At 72.3% G+C, this 19910-nt stretch carries 23 protein-coding genes and 1 pseudogene; 14 read left to right on the top strand and 10 right to left on the bottom strand.

Annotation, left to right across the window (positions count from 1 at the left end; translation table 11 throughout):
* On the bottom strand, positions 1–1262 hold a 1262-nt coding region (locus DN069_RS36940; protein WP_116513720.1), incomplete at its 3' end, for an FHA domain-containing protein.
* Positions 1263–1381: 119 nt separating this feature from the next.
* On the opposite strand from DN069_RS36940, the gene DN069_RS36935 reads away from it, so the two are divergent.
* The 10 genes from DN069_RS36935 (at position 1382) to DN069_RS36900 (ending at position 10767) form a co-directional block, all read left to right on the top strand.
* Positions 1382–2161: an oxygen-binding di-iron domain-containing protein gene (locus DN069_RS36935; RefSeq protein WP_111507627.1), complete on the top strand. Its 780-nt coding sequence runs from the start codon at positions 1382–1384 to the stop codon at positions 2159–2161.
* 355 nt (positions 2162–2516) lie between these two features.
* Positions 2517–2660: a hypothetical protein gene (locus DN069_RS40690; RefSeq protein WP_165845804.1), complete on the top strand. Its 144-nt coding sequence runs from the start codon at positions 2517–2519 to the stop codon at positions 2658–2660.
* Positions 2661–2713: 53 nt separating this feature from the next.
* Positions 2714–3430: a hypothetical protein gene (locus tag DN069_RS36930; RefSeq protein ID WP_111507626.1), complete on the top strand. Its 717-nt coding sequence runs from the start codon at positions 2714–2716 to the stop codon at positions 3428–3430.
* A 27-nt stretch (positions 3431–3457) separates the two neighbouring features.
* On the top strand, positions 3458–3910 hold the full coding sequence (locus DN069_RS36925; RefSeq protein ID WP_111507625.1) for a hypothetical protein: 453 nt from the start codon (positions 3458–3460) through the stop codon (positions 3908–3910).
* Between the two features lie 11 nt (positions 3911–3921).
* Positions 3922–4941, top strand: a complete 1020-nt coding sequence (locus tag DN069_RS36920) for a hypothetical protein (RefSeq protein ID WP_111507624.1) — start codon at positions 3922–3924, stop codon at positions 4939–4941.
* Positions 4931–5968 carry a hypothetical protein gene (locus DN069_RS36915; protein WP_133260169.1) on the top strand — a complete coding sequence of 346 codons (1038 nt, stop codon included), beginning with the start codon at positions 4931–4933 and terminating at the stop codon, positions 5966–5968. Before DN069_RS36920 ends, DN069_RS36915 begins: the two co-directional genes overlap by 11 nt.
* 58 nt (positions 5969–6026) lie before the next feature.
* Complete coding sequence (locus DN069_RS36910) at positions 6027–7901, top strand: M13 family metallopeptidase (RefSeq protein ID WP_165845803.1); 1875 nt, start codon at positions 6027–6029, stop codon at positions 7899–7901.
* Between the two features lie 37 nt (positions 7902–7938).
* Entirely contained in the window at positions 7939–8496 is a 558-nt protein-coding gene (locus DN069_RS40685) for a tetratricopeptide repeat protein (RefSeq protein WP_165845802.1), read from the top strand.
* On the top strand, positions 8493–9428 hold the full coding sequence (locus DN069_RS36905; protein ID WP_165845801.1) for an aldo/keto reductase: 936 nt from the start codon (positions 8493–8495) through the stop codon (positions 9426–9428). Before DN069_RS40685 ends, DN069_RS36905 begins: the two co-directional genes overlap by 4 nt.
* 34 nt (positions 9429–9462) lie before the next feature.
* Positions 9463–10767, top strand: a complete 1305-nt coding sequence (locus DN069_RS36900) for an MFS transporter (protein WP_111507620.1) — start codon at positions 9463–9465, stop codon at positions 10765–10767.
* Here DN069_RS36900 and DN069_RS36895 read toward each other — a convergent pair.
* The 4 genes from DN069_RS36895 to DN069_RS36880 all read right to left on the bottom strand — a co-directional run bounded on the left by DN069_RS36895 (position 10739) and on the right by DN069_RS36880 (position 12956).
* On the bottom strand, positions 10739–11191 hold the full coding sequence (locus tag DN069_RS36895; protein ID WP_111507619.1) for a DUF4442 domain-containing protein: 453 nt from the start codon (positions 11189–11191) through the stop codon (positions 10739–10741). The genes DN069_RS36900 and DN069_RS36895 overlap by 29 nt on opposite strands.
* A 55-nt stretch (positions 11192–11246) precedes the next feature.
* Positions 11247–11822, bottom strand: coding sequence for a DoxX family protein (locus DN069_RS36890; RefSeq protein WP_111507618.1), 576 nt, complete (start codon positions 11820–11822; stop codon positions 11247–11249).
* 182 nt (positions 11823–12004) lie between these two features.
* Positions 12005–12436 (bottom strand): GNAT family N-acetyltransferase, encoded by a 432-nt coding sequence (locus DN069_RS36885; RefSeq protein ID WP_111507630.1) that lies wholly within the window; start codon positions 12434–12436, stop codon positions 12005–12007.
* Positions 12437–12578: 142 nt separating this feature from the next.
* Complete coding sequence (locus DN069_RS36880) at positions 12579–12956, bottom strand: ankyrin repeat domain-containing protein (RefSeq protein ID WP_111507617.1); 378 nt, start codon at positions 12954–12956, stop codon at positions 12579–12581.
* Between the two features lie 326 nt (positions 12957–13282).
* On the opposite strand from DN069_RS36880, the gene DN069_RS36875 reads away from it, so the two are divergent.
* Together DN069_RS36875 and DN069_RS36870 are read left to right on the top strand one after the other, a co-directional pair.
* The gene (locus DN069_RS36875; protein WP_111507616.1) at positions 13283–13477 is read left to right on the top strand and encodes a hypothetical protein; all 195 of its coding nucleotides are present in this window, start codon (positions 13283–13285) and stop codon (positions 13475–13477) included.
* 28 nt (positions 13478–13505) lie between these two features.
* Positions 13506–15191 (top strand): hypothetical protein, encoded by a 1686-nt coding sequence (locus tag DN069_RS36870; protein ID WP_207892398.1) that lies wholly within the window; start codon positions 13506–13508, stop codon positions 15189–15191.
* Between the two features lie 57 nt (positions 15192–15248).
* Here the strand turns inward: DN069_RS36870 and DN069_RS36865 are convergent, their stop codons facing one another.
* Complete coding sequence (locus DN069_RS36865) at positions 15249–15752, bottom strand: DinB family protein (protein ID WP_111507615.1); 504 nt, start codon at positions 15750–15752, stop codon at positions 15249–15251.
* Positions 15753–15924: 172 nt separating this feature from the next.
* Between DN069_RS36865 and DN069_RS36860 the strand changes: the two genes are divergently transcribed.
* Both DN069_RS36860 and DN069_RS36855 read left to right on the top strand, forming a co-directional pair.
* On the top strand, positions 15925–17466 hold the full coding sequence (locus tag DN069_RS36860) for an amino acid permease (protein WP_243640288.1): 1542 nt from the start codon (positions 15925–15927) through the stop codon (positions 17464–17466).
* A gap of 76 nt (positions 17467–17542) precedes the next feature.
* A complete protein-coding gene (locus DN069_RS36855; RefSeq protein ID WP_111507614.1) occupies positions 17543–17752 on the top strand; it encodes a DNA-binding protein in 210 nt (69 codons plus the stop codon).
* Positions 17753–17774: 22 nt separating this feature from the next.
* Here the strand turns inward: DN069_RS36855 and DN069_RS36850 are convergent, their stop codons facing one another.
* The 4 genes and pseudogenes from DN069_RS36850 to DN069_RS40680 form a co-directional block, all read right to left on the bottom strand.
* Positions 17775–18179: a hypothetical protein gene (locus tag DN069_RS36850; protein ID WP_243640280.1), complete on the bottom strand. Its 405-nt coding sequence runs from the start codon at positions 18177–18179 to the stop codon at positions 17775–17777.
* A gap of 47 nt (positions 18180–18226) precedes the next feature.
* Positions 18227–18631: a roadblock/LC7 domain-containing protein gene (locus DN069_RS36845; RefSeq protein ID WP_165845800.1), complete on the bottom strand. Its 405-nt coding sequence runs from the start codon at positions 18629–18631 to the stop codon at positions 18227–18229.
* A 30-nt stretch (positions 18632–18661) separates the two neighbouring features.
* The gene (locus DN069_RS36840; RefSeq protein ID WP_133260168.1) at positions 18662–19288 is read right to left on the bottom strand and encodes a hypothetical protein; all 627 of its coding nucleotides are present in this window, start codon (positions 19286–19288) and stop codon (positions 18662–18664) included.
* 65 nt (positions 19289–19353) lie between these two features.
* Positions 19354–19910, bottom strand: a pseudogene (locus tag DN069_RS40680) (hypothetical protein); the annotation flags it as partial.

Raw genomic sequence — 19910 nt, 5'->3', positions numbered from 1 at the left:
TGCGGCGGCTGGCCGACGACGGTCCGGCCGTCGTCGGCCAGCCGCCGCAGCATGTGCATCACCGAGCGGTCCATGCCGGGGTCGAGCCCGGAGGTGGGCTCGTCGAGGAAGAGCAGCGAGGGCTTGGTCAGCAGCTCCAGCGCCACCGAGACGCGTTTGCGCTGGCCGCCGGAGAGCGAGGAGATGACCTGGTCGGCGCGCTGTTCCAGGCCGAGCTCGGTGATCACCTCGGCGACCCGGGCGCGGCGTTCGGCCTTGCTGGTGTCACCGGGGAAGCGCAGTTCGGCGGCGTAGCCGAGGGCGCGCCGGACGGTGAGCTGGGTGTGCAGGATGTCGTCCTGCGGGACCAGACCGATGCGCTGCCGCAGCTCGGCGTAGTCCTGGTAGAGGTCGCGGCCGTCGTAGCGGACGCTGCCCTCCTCGGCCGGCCGCAGCCCGGTCAGGGCGTTCAGCAGCGTCGACTTGCCCGCGCCGCTGGGCCCGGCGACCGCCAGCAGGCACTTCTCCGCGACAGGGAACGTGACGCCTTCCAGCAGCGTCCGCGCGCCGCTCCCGCCGCCCACGCGCACGGTGATGTCGGTGACGTCGAGGCCTACGGCTCCGGTGTCGACGTACTCCTGCAGCTCGTCTCCGACCAGGCAGAACAGTGAGTGCCCGATGCCGACCACGTCGGCGGGGCCGACGGGGGCGCGGCCGACCCGCTGTCCGTTGACGAAGGTGCCGTTGTGGCTGCCCAGGTCGACGATCTCGTAGCTCCCGGCGGCGGAGTCGGCGAGCAGTTCGGCGTGGTAGCGGGAGACCACGAGGTCGTCCACGACCAGGTCGTTGTCGCTCGCCCGGCCGATCCGCAGCACCCGCTGCGGCAGCGGCGCGATGCGGGTGGGCTGCCGGTAGGAGCCGGTGATCGCGGTCAGTGCGGAGGGCCGCCGGTTCACCCTGGTCGGCTCGGGCAGCGCGGCGACCTGCGCCCAGGCGCCGTCCACGGCGTCCCCGAAGCGCAGCAGCGTGCCGGGGCAGACGTCGAGGTGGCGGACCCGGTGGCCGTCGACGTAGGTGCCGTTGGTGCTGTCCTCGTCGTCGAGCATCCAGTGCCCGTCCGCGGCGGTGTGCAGGACCGCGTGATGCCAGGAGACCCGCGGATCGGCGAGCACCACGTCGCTGTCCGGATCCCGCCCGAACCGGTAGTCGCGGTTCGGGCTGATGAGCTGCGCGTCGCCGTCGGTCTCCAGCAGGAGCTGCGGCGCTGCCGAGCGCTCTGCCATGGTTCGGATTTTAGCGCTCTGCCCCACTTCGGCGCCCGACGCGGCCGAACCGGTGACACTCCCCGGTGCCGCCGCGTGCCCGGTCCGCGCGCCGCCCGCCCGGGTGTAAGCACGAAGGCATGGAGACGCGTGTCGACGAGATCGCCGAGGGCATCTACCGGATCTCGACCTACGTTCCCGAGATCGCACCGCCCGCGGGTTTCACTTTCAACCAGTTCCTCGTCGACGCCGAGGAACCGTTGATCTTCCACACCGGCATGCGCCAGCTCTTTCCCGCCGTCTCGGCGGCGGTGCGTCGCGTCCTGCCGCTGGAGCGGCTGCGCTGGATCACCTTCGGCCACGTCGAGGCCGACGAGTGCGGCGCGATGAACGAGTTCCTCGCCGCCGCGCCGCGCGCACAGGTCGCCCACAACACGCTGGGCTGCCAGGTCTCACTCAACGACCTGTGCGACCGCGAGCCGCGCCCGATGGACCACGACGAGGTCATCGACCTCGGCGGCAAGCAGGTGCGCCGCCGGGTCCGGAACCTCAACACCCCGCACGTGCCCCATGGTTGGGAGGCGCGAGTGCTCTACGAGGAGACCACTGGCACGCTCTTCTGCGGCGACCTCTTCACCCACCTCGGCAACGGCCCGGCCGTCAGCGACCAGGACCTGGTCGAACCGGCCCTCCAGGCCGAGGAGTTGTTCCGTCAGACTTCCTGCCTGACCGCCGCCACGGCCACGCTGCGCTCCCTCGCCGCCCTCCGCCCGCGCACGCTGGCTGTGATGCATGGATCGTCCTACCAGGGTGACGGCGCGTCAGCGCTGAACGCCCTCGCGGACGCCCTGGAGCAGCGCTTCGCCCCCGAGTCAGGATTCGCCGTCCGGCAGGGCGTGCTCGGGCAGCCGCACCCCTGAGACCTGCCCCTCGGTGTCGCCGAGGAAGACCCGAAGCGTCCGGTGGCCGGGCCTGACGATCCTCCCGACCCCCGGCTCCACCGAAGGCGGAGACGGGGATGGAGGCGGGGGCTCGCTCGTACCCCGCCTGCGGGGAACCACCAGCGGCGGGATGCGATTGTCGACCACGGAGCCCAGCGTAGCGGAACGGCTACGCTCGGTCCGCACCACGCGGGCAACGGGGCGGAGCGGCTTGCCGGTCGACTGCCGGGTGCGTTCCTGTTCCGTACGTGCACGGGCGAGTTGAATCTTCCTTGTGAACGAGCGAGGCCGGCGCCAAGGAAGCCGGCCCGCGACACAGGAGAAGGAGAAAGCCATGACGAACGAGAACAACGTCTCCGTGGACCGCCTGACCCGTCGCCTGGACCACATGGTTCCCGAGCCGGCGATGCTCGCGACCATCACCTCCCAGGAGGAGGTCGACGCCGCCGAGGTCGTCGTCGAGGACGAGCAGGCCTGACCTGACGTCACGGCCCTTTGTGCGTGGATCACCGAGGATCGGAAGCAGACGACATGACTGAGACCAAGGCCCTGAACTGGGGCCAGCACTGGACCCACTGGCTCCGCTGGAAGACGACCGTCAAGAGCGACCCCAACGTCTGGAAGCGCACCTTCCCGACCATCGCTGATGAGATCGCCGAGCTGAACAGTCGCCAGCGCATCGCGTCGCAGTTCGTCACCGCTCACGAACTGTTCACGGCGGAGAACCTGTCCGCCATGACCACGGAGGCAGCCGCCGCGCTGCGCTCCGCCACCGGATTCATCCACAACGGGAAATGGAACGCCCCGGTGGACTCTGCGGCTCTCGACTTCATCGACCGTGTCGGTCTGGCGACTCTCGTCTCCGAACTGGCCGGCGTGGAAGTCGAGGAGCCGCAGGGCGCCACCTACATCGGATACTTCGAGCCCGGCCAGTTTCTCGACTTCCACGTGGACGACTTCAGCTACGGCGAAGTGAACCTGATCATCTGTCTGTCCCACACCGGGGACGGGCTGAGCGAGCACCCCAGCTCCACCGTCTTCATCGAGCGGGACGGGTACCGGCTGTGCAATCTCCACGCGGGTGACTACCTCCTCTTCGACGGTGCCTTCACCCCGCACGGACGCACCCCGGTGGCGGCCGGCGAGGAGGTCGTCCTGGTGAGCTTCAGCTTCAAGTCGCGCAACCGCGCGCTGTGGGACGTGGCGGGCGCTCCGCCCGCCCCCGCAGACACACCGCTTCCCGTCTAGCTTCCGCGTTCCGCGTTGGAGACCGTCATGAAGATCGAATTGGAGTACCACCCGCCGACCCCGGGCATGAAGCCGCCGCTGCTGGCCCGCCCCTTCGCCGACGTGGACTACGTGCCGCCGCAGCAGGAGGACTACCAGGACGTGGTGGACGAGTTGGTGCGGCTGTCCGTCAAGCTGCTCGCCCACCTCCCCGACCCTTCCCTCGGCCCGGACGAGCGCCTGGAGCGGATCGCCCGCGTCGTGCCCACCTCGCAGCTGCAGTCGGCGAACCGGCGCAGCGCCCGGAACAAGCTGGTGGCCCTGCGCCGGCGTCTGGACGAGCTGGTGCCCGGCGAGCTGCCCGCAGAGGAGAAGCTCGACCTGCTGATCGCACGGGTCAACGAACTCGTGCCCGGCGACCGGCCGTTCATCGCCAAGCTGGAGACGATGGGCGACTTCCGCGCCACCGACATCGGCCTCTCGCCGCACCACTGGCGCTAGGGACGGCCGAGATGACCGACATCGCGATGCCCGAGCGGCTCTACCGACCGCTGATGCCCCGGGCCGAGTCCCGCAACGGGGTGGTGGGCAGCTTCGGGATCACCGACGAGACCCACGGCCTCACCCCCTTCGACATCCACGACCACCTGCTCCGCCGCGAGCGCCCGACGTCCCGCGAGGGCGCCGAGTCGCACCCCTTCGAGGTGGCCGGCGAGCGCTTCTGGTGGGTCACGCCCGTCGGCGACGAACGGTTGAGTGAGGAGGTGGCCCTGCAGGGTCACCGGGTCGTCACACCGCACGCGTTGATGCGCCGCGCGGTCGTCGACGCCCTCGGCGTGCTCGCCGAGGCCCCGTGGGCCTTCGCCATGGTGCGCACCTACATCACCTCCTTCGCCCAGGTGGAGCTGGTCCGGCCCGAGGCCGGGCAGCGGCCGGTGACGTCGTGTTCGCTCCCCGACATCCCCCTGTGCGTGTTCTTCTCCCGGTCGGCGCTGCGGCACGTGCCGCCGCTGTCGGTGAGCACCCACGACTCCGTCCACCTGCTGGCCGAGAACCTCTACCACGAGGCCGTGCACCAGTACGTGAACCACCAGATCATCACCGACGCTGTGCTGCTGGACTCCTACGACTCGCGCACCAGCCCGATGGTGGACATCGCCTGGCGCCGCAAGCCCGACGGCTCGCCGCAGCAGTGGCAGGTGGACCGGGTCTACCACGCCGCCATGGTGTACGGGCACCTGACCGCCTGGCGCCTGCGCGCGCTGCGGCAGGTGGAGCTCGACGAGCCCACCCGCCGCACGGTGCGGCAGGCCGCCCACGACTCGCTCGCGGCGCTGACCGACCTGCTCGGCGCGCTCCAGCGCCACATCGACGTGTTCAGCACCACCGGCGCGCTGCGGGTGGGCGAACTCATCGGAGCCGCACAGATCTTCAACGAGGCCCTGGCGATCACGCTGCACGCCGAGGACAGGAGCGGACCCGACGCCGCCCCGGGACGGCCGGTGGAGAGCGGTGCCGGCCATGGCCGCTGACATCGGGACGCTGCTCGCCGACCGGCTCCGCCGGGTCCGGTGGGAGGGCGGCGGCGAGGCGCTCGACCGTGTCCTCGCCGTGGTGCTCGACGGCATCGAGCGCGACCTGGTCGGAGTCGGTCTGACGCCCGAGCGCCGGGCCGACGTGATCCGGCTGATCGCGGCGGCCGCCGACGCCGACACCGCGACGCTGCCGCCGCTCGGCTCCGACGCGGCCTTCCGGGACTGGGTCGGCGCCCTGCAGGCGCAGTTGCGCTCACGCGACCGCGTCCTGGCGGGTGTCGGCGGCGGCGCCGGGGCCGCGCACCTTGGCGACACTGCGGAAGCCCGGCCGACGGAAGCCCGGCCGACGGTGCCCGCCGAGCTGCTGGCGGCGCTGCGGGCCCGGCCGATGGCCGAGCGGGTCCGCTTCTCCGAGATCGTCGCCCAGGTGCTCAACTCGGTGCTGCCCCAGGCCGACAGCCCCGGCCGACGCCTGCTGATGTCGGTGCTCGACAGCTATCTGGCGAGCATCCCCGGCCGTCCCATCCTCTACCGGGGCCGTCCCGAGTGGCTCACGCTCGACGCGTTCGACCTGCTGCGCGCCGAGGCCGCCGACTCCTTCGAGCGGGCCCTCGAACGCTACTCGCTCGTCGAGTACGCCGAGGTCTCCCCGGTGGCCGACCGGCACGTCGAGGAGTGGACCGAGTTCCGCAGCTGGATCGACGAGCAGAGCGGTCTCGCCCTGGCGCCGCAGATCCGCAAGGTCACCTTCCAGTACAACCGCGCCACCGACCACCTGCCGTGGCACATCGACAAGCCCAACAAGGTGGCCCTCAACTGCCTGATCATGCTGGAGCGTTCGGAGCTGAGACAGTCCGCCCTGCAGCTGTACACGCACGAGGGCACGATCATCGAGGTCGACCTCGAACCCGGCGAGGTCCTGCTCTTCAAGGGCGACGCGACCCCGCACCGCCGCACGCCGCTCGCCGACGGCGAGTTCGTCCGGCTGATGTCGATCGGTTTCATGCTCGCCGGACAGCCCTAGGGCCTGTCCCCAGCCGCCCGGTACGAGATCCCCACGAGTGCGACGAGAGCGAGGTGCTGTGCCCACCACCCGTCCCCAGGACGACCTGTACGCCCATGTGAACGGTGAGTGGGCGGCACAGTCGCCGCTCGGCTCCCGCCGTTCGCTGGTGACCACCTTCACCACACTCCAGCTCGCCGCCGACGCGGCCGTACGCGAGCTGCTCGACCAGGACGGCGACGTCCCCGACGTCGTCGCCAAGGCCCGTGCGTTCCGGCGCAGCTGGCTCGACGGTGACGCCGCTGCGACCGAGGACGAACTGCGACGGCTGCTCGCGCGGACCGCCGACATCCACGACCCGGAGGACTTCTTCCGCTGGAGCGGCGAGGTCCACCGGCTCGGCGTGATCACCCCGTTGCAGCACTACGTCGACATCGCCGCGGGCGAGGAGCGCCGCTACGCCGGCCATGTCCTCGCGGCCACGCTCCCGCTGCCGCTCGACCACTACCGCGACCCCGCCGCGATCGAGGCCTACCGCGCCGACCTGGCCGAGATGCTCGCGGCCGTCGGCGCGGAGGCGGACGTCGCCCCGGATCTGGTGACGTTGGAGTCCCGGCTGGCGGAGCTGCACCGCGCGGCCGCGCCCCGGACCGGCGCAGCCGTCCCCTGCGCCGCGGCCGCGCTCCCCGCCGAACTGCCCGCCCTGGCCCTCTTCCTGGACGGTGCCGGCATCGTCCCGGCCGAGGACGGGCTCGTGCACGTCGAGCGGCCGGAGCTGCTGCACGTGCTGACCGAGCAGCTGGCCGGGTGTTCCGCGACGACTCTGCGTGGCTACGCCCGCTGGTGCGTGCTGACCTCCCTCGCCCCCTATGCGCCTCCGCCCGTCAGCACGGTGTGGGCCCGCCTGAACCGCCGCGCCGGCACCCAGCCCTGGCTTCGGCGCGACCGCGCCGGGCAGGGCGAGTTCCTGCTCAGCCGGGCCTTCGGCCACGCCCTCGGCCACGCCTACGCGACCGCCCATGTGGACGCCGAGACCCGGGCCGAGGCCTGGGACGTGGTCCGCCGGGTGCTGGCCGCCTACCGCGCGACGCTGCTCGACTGCTCCTGGCTGGGCCCGCGGGCGCGCGCCGCCGCCCTGGACAAGCTCGACCGGATGCACGTCGCCTTCGTCGCACCCGAGCGGCCCCGCGACTACGGCGGGGTCGAGATCCACGACGACCGCCTGCTGGCCAACTACCGGGCGCTGTGCGCCCACGAGATCGACCGCGAGCTGCGCCTGACCGGCACTCCGGTCTCCGCCGACCACTGGCGGATCACCCCCAGCCAGGTCAACGCCCACTACGACGCGCGCGCCAACCGGATCGTGATCCCGGCCGCGGCGCTGCAGCCGCCGCTCTTCCGCGTCGGCCGTCTCGCCGCCTGCCTGGGCGGCCTCGGCGCGGTGGTGGCCCACGAACTGACCCATGCCTTCGACGAGTTCCGCATCGGCACCACCGCTGACGGCCTTCCGGAGCCGGCCTGGGGCCCGGCCGAGGAGTCCGTCCGCGCCGAGCGGAACGCCGCGCTCGTCCGCCAGTTCGGCGGCTTCCGACGCACCGACCATCCCGACCTACGGGTGGACGGCAACCGGACGCTCTGCGAGAACATCGCGGACCTGGCCGGCCTCGCCGTCGCCGTCCGGGCCTGGGACGACTACGGCGCGCGACACGCCGAGCCCGACGACGACGCACACCGCGCCGGCACCCGGGAGCTGTTCCTCGGCTGGGCGCGGCTGTGGCGCCAGGCCATGACCCGCCCGGTGGCGTCCGTGCTCTCCCGCGACGCGCCGCACGCCCCCGGCGAGGCCCGCTGCAACCAGATCGCACGGAACCTCGACGCCTTCCACACCGCTTTCGGGACCGGCCCCGACGACGCGATGTGGTGTGCGCCCGCCGACCGGGTCCTTGTCTGGTGACCCGCCGACAACCATGAGACTGAAGGGAACCCACCTGATGAGCACGAACGCCGTGCTGGAGAAGAGCCCCACCCCCGACGTGGTCGGCGAGGTCAACGCCGACGGCATCCTGGTGGGCGGCCCCGGCTGGGGCGTGCACCAGGTCAGCCAGAAGATGGTCGCCACCGACCCGGTGCTGTTGCGGGCCGTCATGGACCGCACCGACAACCCGCTGAACAAGGTCGGCTGCGCCATCGCGCTGGGCGCCCTGGACGAGGCCAGGGGCTACCTGGCCCAGTCGCCGGACACCATGCGCAAGAAGATCTTCACCGGCGACGTGCTGCGCGAGGAGGGCCGCTACGTCGAGGCCGCCCGGCACTTCACCCTGCTGCTGGACGAGGCAAGGGGCACCGTCCACGAGGCGGTAGTGCTGCAGCACCACGGCAAGTCGCTCTTCCTGGAGGGCCGTTACGGCGAGGCCGTGCGCTACCTGACCGACGCCCTCGCGGGCCTGCGCGCCGACGGCCGCGATGTGATGGCGGTCAAGTACACCGAGCTGTGCCTGGGCGAGGCCCGGCGGCGGATCGAGGCCGAGCGGGCGGGAGCGGACGCGTGAACCGGGACCTCATCTCGCGCGGCCCGGTCACCCTGGGCAGCAACGTCTTCGGCTGGACCCTGCCCGGCGACGCGGCCCCCGACGTCATCGAGGCGTTCCTCGCGGCCGGCGGCACGCACATCGACACCGCGGACACCTACCCGTCCTGGGCCCCCGGCTGCGTCGGCGGCGAGTCCGAGACCGCCATCGGGATCTGGCTCGCCAAGAACCCCGACCGGCGCGACGAGGTGTGCCTGGCCACCAAGGTCGGCTGCATGCCGGGCCGCGAAGGCCTGTCCGCCGACAACATCCGCGGCTGCGTGGACGATTCGCTCGCCCGCCTGCAGGTCGACCGGATCGACGTGCTCTACTTCCACATGGACGACCCCAAGGCGGACATGACCGCCTCGGTCCGGGCCGCCGCCGACGCCATCACCGCGGGCAAGGTCGCGCACCTCGCCGTGTCGAACTACCCGGTCCAGCGGCTGGAGCAGCTGCTCGACGTCTGCGACCGGCAGGGCGCCCCGCGTCCGGTCCTCTACCAGGGCCAGTACCACCTGCTCAACCGCGCCTACCCGGAGCAGGCGCTGGCGCCGCGGCTGCGCGCCGAGGGCATCCCGTTTCTGCCCCACTCCTCGCTCGCGAACGGCTTCCTGACGGGCAAGTACAGCCGCACCGTCCAGCCCGCCGGCGCCCGCGCCGGCATCGTCGCCCGCTACTTCACCGACGAGGGCTGGGCCGTCCTGGACGAGGTCCACGCGATCGCCGCCGAGCACGACGCCTCGCCCGCGGCAGTCGCCCTGGCCTGGACCCGCTCCCGGCCGGGCGTCGTCTCGCCCGCGGTGAGCGTCAGCGCGCCGGAGCAGCTGGCCGGGCTGATGACCCGTCCGGAGCTGTCCGACGAGGACCTCGCCCGGCTCGACCGGGTCTCGCAGCCGTACGCGGCCGGCTGAGCGCCGCCGCACCCGCCTGTGCCTGGGAGGCGCGATGACCACCACGTCCACCCGAAAGGCGACCTTCCTGGTCGTCCTCGTCTGCGAGTTCCTGAACCTGCTGGGTTCCGGCATGGCGGCCATCTCGGTGACCCTCATGGTCTACGCGAGGACCGGCGGCGCGAGCACGCTGGCCGTGCTGCTCGCGGTGCGCACCCTCACCAGCATCTTCTTCTCCCCGTTCGCGGGGGTGGTGGTGGACCGGTTCCGGCAGAAGCACGTGCTGCTCGGGTCGAACACGGTGCTGGCCGCGACGGTCCTGGTGCTGTTCCTGATGGCCCGCTCCGGCCACGTCGACTTCACCCTGATCGGCGCCGTCTTCGTGGTGCAGGCGCTCGCCGACAGCGTGGCGCAGTCGGTCATCGTCAGCGTGGTCCGGCACCTGGCCGCCGACGTCGAGCTGGTCCGTTCCAACTCCCTGGTCTACCTGGTGCAGAGCGTGCCGGCGGTGCTCGCCCCCGCGCTCGGCTCCTGGCTGTTCGCGATGACCGGCCCGGGCGCGGTGCTCGGGTCGAGTCTGGCGGGGCTCGCACTGTCGATCTCGCTGATGTCGCTCTTCGCCCGCGGCCTCCCGGTCGTGGCCCAGGGCCCCTGGCGCTCGCCGTTCGCCCATGTCGCGACGGGCTTCCGCTTCATCTGGGCCAACCGCGGCCTGCGCAGCCTGCAACTCTCCTACGGCGCGCTGAACTTCTTCAACGGCCTGTCCGCCGCCGGCCTGGTCGCCTACGTCACCGGCCATGCGGGCAGCGTGGGCTGGGGCACGTACTCGGCCTGCGGCGGCGCGGGCCTGCTGCTGGGCGCCCTGGTGATGACCGTGAACAAACGCCCCTACCGCACCGAACGTCTCCTCCCCGGCGCGCAGGGCTCCGCCGCCGTCCTGGGCCGCCTGCTGCTGGCCGTCCCCGGCCTGCACTGGCTCTGGTTCCTCGGCAATCTCGGCCGCAACGCCGGCCTGCAGATCACCGGGGGCCCGATGACGGCGATCTGGCAACGCCAGTCACCGGACGAGACCCTCGGCGTCGTCAGCGGCTGCCGCCGGCTCCTCTCCCAGGGCCCCTACCCCTTCGCGGTCCTCATCGGCGGCTTCTGCTACGACTGGTGGAACCGCTCCCTCGGCCACCCCGACCTCTTCTTCGTCTGCCTCGGCCTCGCCGAACTCACCGCGGTCTCCCTCTGGCTCCGCGCCCCCATCCGCACGGTCTTCGAAGCCGAGAACGCCCCGTCCGACCCCGCTCCACGCCCCGGGCCTCCCCAGGGCGCGAAGGCAACGGCTACCGGTTGGGCTTCAGCGTCCAGGTGATGGTCATCTCGCCGGTGATCTCGCCGTCCGGGCGGCGGATCGTCACCTCGACGGGGAACTCGGGGCGCTGGCCGGCGTCGAGTTCGGCCAGGACCTCGGCTGCGGGGCGGCCGAGCTCGGCGGTGGCGGTGACCTCGCCCATCGCCAGCTTCTTGTAGGCGATCCGGGCGTCGACGGCGAGCGGGACCGCACGGGAGAGCTGGTCGCCGAAGGCGGCGAGGACGATCGCGCCGCTGGCGGACTCGGCCAGGGTGAACATCGCACCCGCGTGCGGTCCGCCCACGTGGTTGTGGAACTCCGCCTGGTCCGGCATCCGCAGCACCGCACGCGTGGCGGAGCACTCGTCGAAGGCGAGGTTGAGCGTGCGCACCATCGGCACGGTGGCGGGCAGCAGCTCGGCGATCGAGGGCATGGCTTGGGTCATGGGCGCCATATTACCCACGAGTAGCTTAGCTGCACCAGGGCCTGCCGCTCAGCGCTTACGCCGAGCCCGTCGGCCCCTCGGCCTCCGCCTCCGCGTCGGCCTCCTCGGACGCGGCCTCGGCCTGCGCGGCCACCGTCGCCTCGCGGCGGTTCACCACCGCGCCCGCCGCGGCCGCGCTGGCGGCGAAGGCGAGCAGCAGGATCGCGGGACGGTCCAGGCGGTGGCGGGTCAGGTGGTCGAAGGAGTAGCGGCCCGGCCCGGCAAGGCCCAGGCCCGCGGCCATGAAGCCGAGATACGCCGGGTACTCGTAGCCGCCCTTCATGGCGAAGAAGCCGCCGGGACGGTGGACCGCGACCGCGCCGGCCATGGCACCGGCCGCCGCCGCGCCCGCCGCGGGGGTCGCCGCACCGAGGGCCAGCAGCGCGCCACCGCCCGCCTCGCCGAGGCCCGCCGCGAGCGCGGCCTGACCGCCGGGGCGGAAGCCCATCGACTCCATCGCCTTCGCGGTGCCCTGAAGGCCGCCGCCACCGAACCAGCCGAACAGCTTCTGCGCGCCGTGGGCGAAGAGCACACCGCCGGTACCGAGGCGCAGCGCCAGCAGACCGAGATCCTTGCGGTTCAGGCAGGCCATGACCGGCTCCCTCCAGAGCGGGACTGCGCCGGACGCCGCCGCCGGGTGCGATGCACCCGCCCGCGACGTCCGGCGTGGAACGCAGACCTCTCCAGTGTTGGCCGCCGACCACGGCCCCGCCGCCCGGCTTAGCCCGCCCGGGTCGGCGCCGGCCGGTCGTCACGGAGCCGCGACGCCGGGGCTCAGAGGGCCTTGCCGAGGCAGATCGAGGAGTCGTACTCCCGGTAGTAGCCGAACTTCACGATCGGCGCGTACCCCTCGGACAGGTAGAGCGCGATGGCCTCCGGCTGCTGGTCGCCGGTCTCCAGGACCATGCGGCGACGGCCCGCCCGGCGGGCGTCCTCCTCCAGCCAGCGGAGCATCCGGCGGGCCAGGCCCCGGCCGCGCGCCGCCTCCCGCGTGTACATCCGCTTCAGCTCGGCGTCGCCGTCGGCCAGGCCGACCTCGCCCCCCTCCTGCGCCCGCCAGGCGCCGGTGCCGAGCGGGGTGGCGCCGTCGCCGTCGTACAGGACGGCGAAGACGCCGTTCGGCGGCTCGAACTCGATCCTGTCGAGGACGGTCGCGTCGCCTTCGCCGCCGTAGCGCCGCTGGTACTCCAACTGCACCTCGTCCATCAGCAGTCGCGCGTCCGGGTGTGCGTACCCCACGACTCGTATCTGCTCCACGCCCACCTGCTCCACTCCGTTCGACCTGCTGCGGTCGAGTCTACGCAGCGTGCGCGGCGGCCCTTCGCACACCGCCGACGGCGAAGGGCGCCTACCCCAGCAGGTCGGTCTTGCCGAACATCTCCGCCGCCGCGCGCGCCGAGGGCGCGCCGGCGTCCGGGTCCGCGCCGGCGGCCAGCAGCGCGCCGACGATCTCGCGCTCGCCCTTGAAGACCGCCCCGGCGAGGGGGGTCTGGCCGCGGTCGTTGACGCGGTTGGCGTCCGCTCCGCGGGCGAGCAGGGCGCCGACCGCGGCCGCGTTGCCGTGGTAGGCCGCGAGCATCAGCAGGCTGTCGCCCTTCTCGTTGGTCAGGTCCGCCGGGACGCCGGCGTCGAGGTAGGCCGCCAGGGCCGCGGCGTCGCCGCCGCGGGCGAGGTCGAACACCTTGCCCGCGAGTTCGACGACCTCGGGATCGATCTGGTCACTCATGTCGCTGCGCTCTCCGTCAGTCGGGCTCACAAACCGGTCGGCCAGGGTGAAGCGTACGGTCTCACCCCCCGGCCGAACGAGTGATCAGCCATCCGGGCGAACCTCCCGCGCGCCGCCGCGTCCAGCCGGGCGACACGGGACACGATCCCCCTACGAGCAGGTACAGACCCGGCGAATCACCAGATCTCATGCTATCCAGTACGTATTACTTTTTGTTACCGCTGTTCGACAGTGCGTGACACCGGCAACGCGACCGTCCTGACCCACCAGGAGCGCCGCGCTCACCCAGCCCACCAGCCCGCTGTCCCTACGCCGAGGAGCTCCTCGTGATCCTCTCCATGTCTGGAGTCGTCCTGCTGGGAATCGTCGTGTTCCTGTTCTTCCGCAAGGACGGCCTCAAGCTCTCGCATGCCGTGGTCTGCGCCCTCTTCGGGTTCTATCTCGCGGGTACCGCGATCGCCCCCAGCATCAAGGCCGGCGGAGCCAGCCTGGCCAGCCTGCTCGGCGGCATCAAGTTCTGACGCGACCGCACCTGCCCCGGAGCACCCGATGACCTTCACCTCGCACCTGGCCCGCGGCCGCAGTCTGGCCCGCACGGCCGGGGATCACGCCGCCGACATGTTCGGTCCGCTGATCACCATCGGCCGCGGCCTGCGCGCCCACGCGGCCTGGACGAAGAACTGGTGGGCCAACACGCCCAAGGACAAGCGCGGTCCCGCGCTGTTCCTGGTCGTGGCCGTGGTCGCCGCCGTCGCCCTGCTGCCGTACGGACCGCTGCTGGCCCTGCTGACCCTGATGGGCAGCGCCGCCTGGGCCGGACGCGAACGCGTCGCCCCGGCGCCGCCCGCGCCGGACACGAGCAACCTCAAACTCGCCGCGATCTACACCGCGCTGACGCCCTATCTGGTGCACGAGTCCGACCCCGCCCCGCTCTACGCCCACGGCGGGGACTTCAAGGACGCGTTCAGCAGCTGGGAGTTCGACGAGGAGGGGCGGCTGGTCCAGCTGGAGCTGCGCTACCCGGCGTACTTCACGGACACCGAGGCGCAGTCCCGGGCCAGGATCGAGCAGGTGATCCACGGCAAGGTGGGCCGCAGCCGCGAGTACCGGTTCACCTGGGACGAGGAGGTCAACCGGCTCCAGGTCGCCGCGCTGCCGCCGCTGCCGGGCGACATCAGCGCGCAGCGCTTCGTCACCGCCGCCGGCGAGCTGGTACTCGGCTTCACGGACACCACCAGCACCAACCGGATGATCCCGGTGCTGCAGGACGGCGCGCAGACCCACCAGCCGCCCGTCCTGTGGCGGACGGGGCCCCGCTCGGCCGAGCCGCACCTGATGGCGCTCGGCGCGCCCGGCTTCGGCACCTCGACGCTGCTGCGCTCCCTCGCGCTGCAGGCCCTGCCACACGCCGAGATCGTCGTGGTCGACGGCGCGGGCACCGGCGAGCACGCCTGCCTGGTCGGCCGCCCGAACGTGCTGACGGTGGAGACCAGCCTGCACGGCGCGCTTGCCGCGCTGGAATGGGCGTCCACCGAGACGCAGCGCCGCCTGGACGCCCACAACCTGGCCAAGCGCACCGGCGCCATGCCGCCCGCGGACACGCTGCGGCCGCTGTGGCTACTGCTGGACCACCCCTCTGAGCTCACCGAACTCGCCCAGGCGGAGGGCCGCCCGGACCCGCAGGAGCTGCTGGAGACCCCGCTGCGGCACGGCCGCACCGCGCACGTCACCGTCGTCGTCGTGGACCGGCTGGACGCGCTGGAGCGGATCCGGCCCAGCGTCCAGGCCGCCTGCAAGGCGCGCGTCGTGCTGGGGCCGCTCAGTCAGCACATGGCGCTGGACGCGCTCGGGGGGCCGCTGGACATCACCCCGTCCAGCCACACCCCGCCCGGCCGCGGCTACGTCCGCCTCGGCGGCGCGGCGCCGGTCCGGCTCCAGGTGCCGGCCACCCCGGACCCGCTGGACGACGAGGCGCCGATCGACCAGCGCGACGCGGTGATCGCCCTGCTCCCCCACGCGGACACCCGCACCGAGAGCACCGCCGACCTCGCTCCCGTCCCGCCGGCTCCGGCCACCGCCGGTGTGCCGTCGGGCCAGGAGCCGACGATCTCGGTGGACCTCTCGGCCGTCGACCTCTCGGCACTCCCGCACCCGCCGCTGGACCTCCCCTCGGTCGAGCTGCCGCCGATGCCCCAGATGCCCCCGATGCCGTCGGAGGCCCCCCGGTACCACTGAAACGCGCCGAGACGACGTCGGCGAAGCCCCCGGTCCGAGCGGCCGGGGGCTTCGGTGTCAGCTGCCGGTCTCGCCGTCGACCAGCTCGCGCAGGATGTCGAGGTGCCCGTTGTGCCGGGCGGTCTCCTCGATCAGATGGAAGAGGATCCAGCGCAGGTTGGGCGTCGTCCCGTCCTTGAACGCGCGCGCCGCCGGGGCGTCCAGATCGGTCTCGGCGACCAGCTTGCGGTGGCGCTCGCTCTGCGCCTCGTACTCGGCCAGCAGGTCCGCCAGCGGGATGTCGACCGCCATCCGCATCTCGCGATCCGGGTCCTCGTCGGTCCAGGGGCCCTCGTCCTCCTGCCCGAGCAGGAACACCTCGAACCAGTAGTACTCCACCCAGCGCAGGTGGCTGATCAGCCCGCACAGCGTCATGAGCGGGGATCCCGGCAGCGGGGAGCGGCGCGCGTCCTCGGCGGAGACCTCCGCGCACTTCGCGCGGGCGGTGTCGCGGGCGTAGTCCAGAAAGGTCGTCAGCGTGGCGCGCTCGTCGAACGAGGGCGGCGTGTCGGTTCGTGTCATCGCAAGGAAGGCTGATCGACTTCCGCCCCCGCGTCAACGGAATTGACGGCATCGCGGGGGAGGTCCGGCGCCCGACCCCTTGACGGAGCCGCAGCGGCCGGTGCTCAATAGGGCGCCAATGGACTGCCTTCATACCATTGAGCGGTCCGCACCCCACAGACCAGAGGTGCGCATGTCGTCCACCGAACCCTCGGCACTCTCCCCGACGGACTCCCCCACCGACGAACAACGCCTCCACGAGCTCGGCTACGCGCAGGAGTTGGCCCGCACCATGTCGGGTTTCTCCAATTTCGCCGTCTCGTTCACCATCATCTCCATCCTCTCCGGCTGTCTCACCCTCTACGGCACCGGCATGGGCACCGGCGGGCCGGCGGTCATCGTCTGGGGCTGGCCCGTCGTCGGCCTGATGACGCTGCTGGTCGGCCTCGCCATGGCCGAGGTCTGCTCCAGCTACCCGACCGCGGGCGGCCTGTACTACTGGTCGGCCAAGCTTTCGCCGAACAACGGGCCCGTCTTCAGCTGGTTCACCGGGTGGTTCAACTTCCTGGGCCAGGTCGCGGTGACCGCCGGGATCGACTTCGGCGCCGCGCAGTTCATCAACGCCCTGCTGGACCTGGAGGGCTGGTACAAGGCCGGCGCGGCCCACACCGTGATCATCTTCGGGCTGATCCTGCTGCTGCACGGCGGGCTCAACACCTTCGGCGTCAAGCTGGTGGCGCTGCTCAACAACGTCAGCGTGTGGTGGCACGTGCTCGGTGTGCTGGTGATCGTGGGTGTGCTGGCCGTCGTGCCGAGCCACCACCAGTCCGCCGGATTCGTCTTCGGCCACTTCGTCAACACCACCGGCTGGGGCAGCTCGATCTACGTCGCCGCGCTCGGCCTGCTGCTGGCGCAGTACACGTTCACCGGCTACGACGCCTCGGCGCACATGACCGAGGAGACCAAGGACGCGGCCCGCTCCGGCCCCAAGGGCATCGTGATGTCCATCCTGGTCTCGCTGGTGGCGGGTTGGGTGCTGCTCATCGGCATCACCTTCGCCATCCAGAACTACAACGGCGAGGTCAACAGCGCCACCGGGGTGCCGCCGGCGCAGATCTTCATGGACGCGGTCGGCGCGAGCGGCGGCAAGATGCTGCTCCTGGTCGCGATCGGCGCGCAGCTCTTCTGCGGCATGGCCTCGGTGACCGCCAACTCCCGCATGATCTACGCCTTCTCCCGGGACGGCGCGCTGCCGGCCTCCTGGTTCTGGCACCGGATCAACCCGCGCACCCGGACGCCCACCAACGGTGTCTGGCTGGCGGCCGTCGGCGCGTTCCTGCTCGGGCTGCCCGCGCTGTGGAACCAGACCGCCTACACGGCGGTGACCTCGATCGCGGTCATCGGCCTCTACATCGCCTACGTGATCCCGACGTTCCTGCGGGTACGGCTCGGCGACTCCTTCGTGCGCGGCCCCTGGCACCTGGGCCGCTGGAGCCGTGCGATCGGCATCGCGGCCGTGGCCTGGGTGGTCGTGATCACCGTGCTGTTCATGCTGCCGACGGCCAACCCGGTCGGCGCGTCCAACTTCAACTACGCGCCGATCGCGGTGCTGGTGGTGCTCGGCTTCGCGGGCGGCTGGTGGGCGTTCTCGGCGCGCAACTGGTTCACCGGCCCGAAGGTCCAGGGCTCGGCGGAGGAACTGGCCGCCGTCGAACGCGACTTGGGCGGCAGCTGAGCGCCCGCACAGGTGACGGGCGCGGCGGGAGCGGGTACGAGAGGTCCGTCACCCGCTCCCGCCGGAGGCGCCCGCCATGACCACCGACGACTCGACCACCCATGACCTCCCCACCGGCCTGGCCGAACCGGCCCGGCACGCGCTGGCGGAGGCCGGCTACCACCGCCTCGGGGACCTGGACGGCGTCCCCGAGGCGGCGCTGCGCCGGCTCCCCGGCGTCGGCCCGCGCGCCCTGCGGCTGCTGAAACTGGCCCTGGCCGCCCAGGGGCTCGCTCTGGGCGAGTGAGCGGACCGATCCGTCAGGGGCCTCACATCGGGCCGTGCTCCTTGATCACCCGTCGTGTCTGCGCGAAGAGCATCCCGACGTTCACCGTCTTGCGGCTGACGATGACGGCCACCATCTCGTCCTGGCTCTCCATCCGGATGAACAGGTGGGTCAGGTTGTCGCTGTTGACCAGCACCTCCTGGAAGTAGTGCCGGTCGGAGGAGACGCCCCGCCGCTCCTTGAAGATGTTCTCGATCATCACCACGTTCCGGCCCTGGAAGAGCTCGAAGGTCGCGGCGGCCAGCAGGTCGAGCACCTCCGCGGGGTGCGAGTCGACGGTCTCCACCGTCAGCAGCATCCCGGTGGACAGGTCGATGACGCCCGCCGCCAGGCAGTCGGGCACGTCGTTGCGCAGGTGCTTGACGAGTTCGTTGATGCGGTCGGACATGCTCGCAGGTGTGTTCATGGTCGTCCCCAAGGTCGGTCTCCTCGACGTCAGCTCGTGCTGACGTCGGCTGACGTGTCGCTCGCGCGTCCGCGCAGCAGGTCGTCCAGGCGCTCGACGAGCGCACCGGTCTCCCGGTGCAGCCGCGCGAGATCGAGGCCCTCGTCGCCGAGGACCGCGAGCAGTGCGGTGTCGCCCACCGCGTAGATCACGGCGAAACCGCCGGCGCAGTGGGTCACGTTCTGCCGCAGCGGGCCGCGTCCCGAGACGGCCGCGGTCCGGCGGGCCAGGCCCAGCCCGGCCGCGGCCAGCGCGGCCAGGGACTCCGGGTCCAGTTCCGCCGACGTGTCGGCTGCGACCAGCAGTCCGTCGACCGCGGCGACGGCCGTGTCCGTGATGCCGGGCACCCGCTCGCGCAGCTCGCGGATCTCGGCGACCAGCGCCTCCTGGCTCATCCACTCTCTCCCTCCCCCCAGGCGCCGGAGTTACCGGTATCGCCTGAGACCCCACAGAATCTGACGGATCGTCGACTCCGAGACCTCCTTGGCCCGCGCGGCCGGAATGGCGCCCGGGATCTGCCGGCCGGGATCCCGGCGCGGCAGGTCGTCCCCCTCGACCACGGGCGGCGGAGCCGCCTCCGGCTGCGGTGGTGGCTGCGGTTGTGGCTCCGGCTGCCGTTCTGGCCCTGGCTCCGGGCCGGCCGCGGCGAGCCGACGGTGGTACTCGACGGCCCCCGGCAGGCATTCCGCGACCGCCCGGAGATCCAGCCGGGCCATCGCCAGATTCGCCTCGGTCCGGTCCAGGGAAATCTGGATGAACGCGTGCCATTCCCCGGAGCGCAACCGGGCGGCCTGCCAGAGCGAGAAATATCGCCGCCCGGTGATGATGACTTCCTCGACGTCCTGATCGCTTTCGATCGAATCCGTTTCACCGGAGCCGCTTTTTCTGCCTGTCCTTCCGAAATCCGCGACCGCCCTCATCGCAATTCCCAGCGCCGCGTTTCCGAGCGGGATCGGAGCGCCCCCGGTCCGCGCGAGGCGCGACGTCGAACCCAGCACCCGGCCGGTGCCGAGGTCCCCGAAGGCCGCCGCCACCGCGCCCGGGATGCGCATCGCGCTCTCCAGCGCGCCCGGCGCCGCCTCCTCGGGCGCCGCCTCCCCCCGGTGCCCCCCATGGGTCATGAGCCGCTCGCGCGGGTCGGTCGCCGGGGCAGTCGCACCGGTCCGGCCGGCGGTGGCGCGCCCGGCTGCGGCACGGGCGGCGCCGCGTGACGCGGCGCCAGCAGGGCGCGGACCTCCCCGCCCGCGCGGTTCGTCCCGCCAATCCGGAGCAGCCCGTCGACCAGCAGCCGGGACGCCTCGACGGTGACCGGGTAGACGCCCCGGCCCAGCAGGAACGCGACGTCGCGGGCCGTGCGCCGTCCGTCGGCGAGAGCGAGCACCTCACGGCGCAGACCGCCCGCGGCCCGGACCGCGCCGACGCCCCGGGACACCGCACCCGGCACGCCCCCGCCCGCGGTCGCCGACCGCGAGGCGCCCGCCGACCCGCCCGCTGGCAGGCCCGGATCGGCCGCGAGGCCGAGACGGTCGCGTCCGGGTCGGACCGGCGCCGGGAGCTCGGCCAGGGCCGCCAGCCGCCGCTCCGTCTCGGCGCCGAGCTGCTCGGCGTCCACCTGGGCCACCCCGTAGGTCCAGGACTCGCCCCCGACCCGCGCCGCCGCGAGGTCGCCGTCCG

Source organism: Streptacidiphilus pinicola (assembly GCF_003258295.1).
Lineage (GTDB): Bacteria > Actinomycetota > Actinomycetes > Streptomycetales > Streptomycetaceae > Streptacidiphilus > Streptacidiphilus pinicola.
The sequence above is the reverse complement of the archived record's forward strand: the minus strand, read 5'-3'. Positions and strand labels throughout refer to the sequence as shown.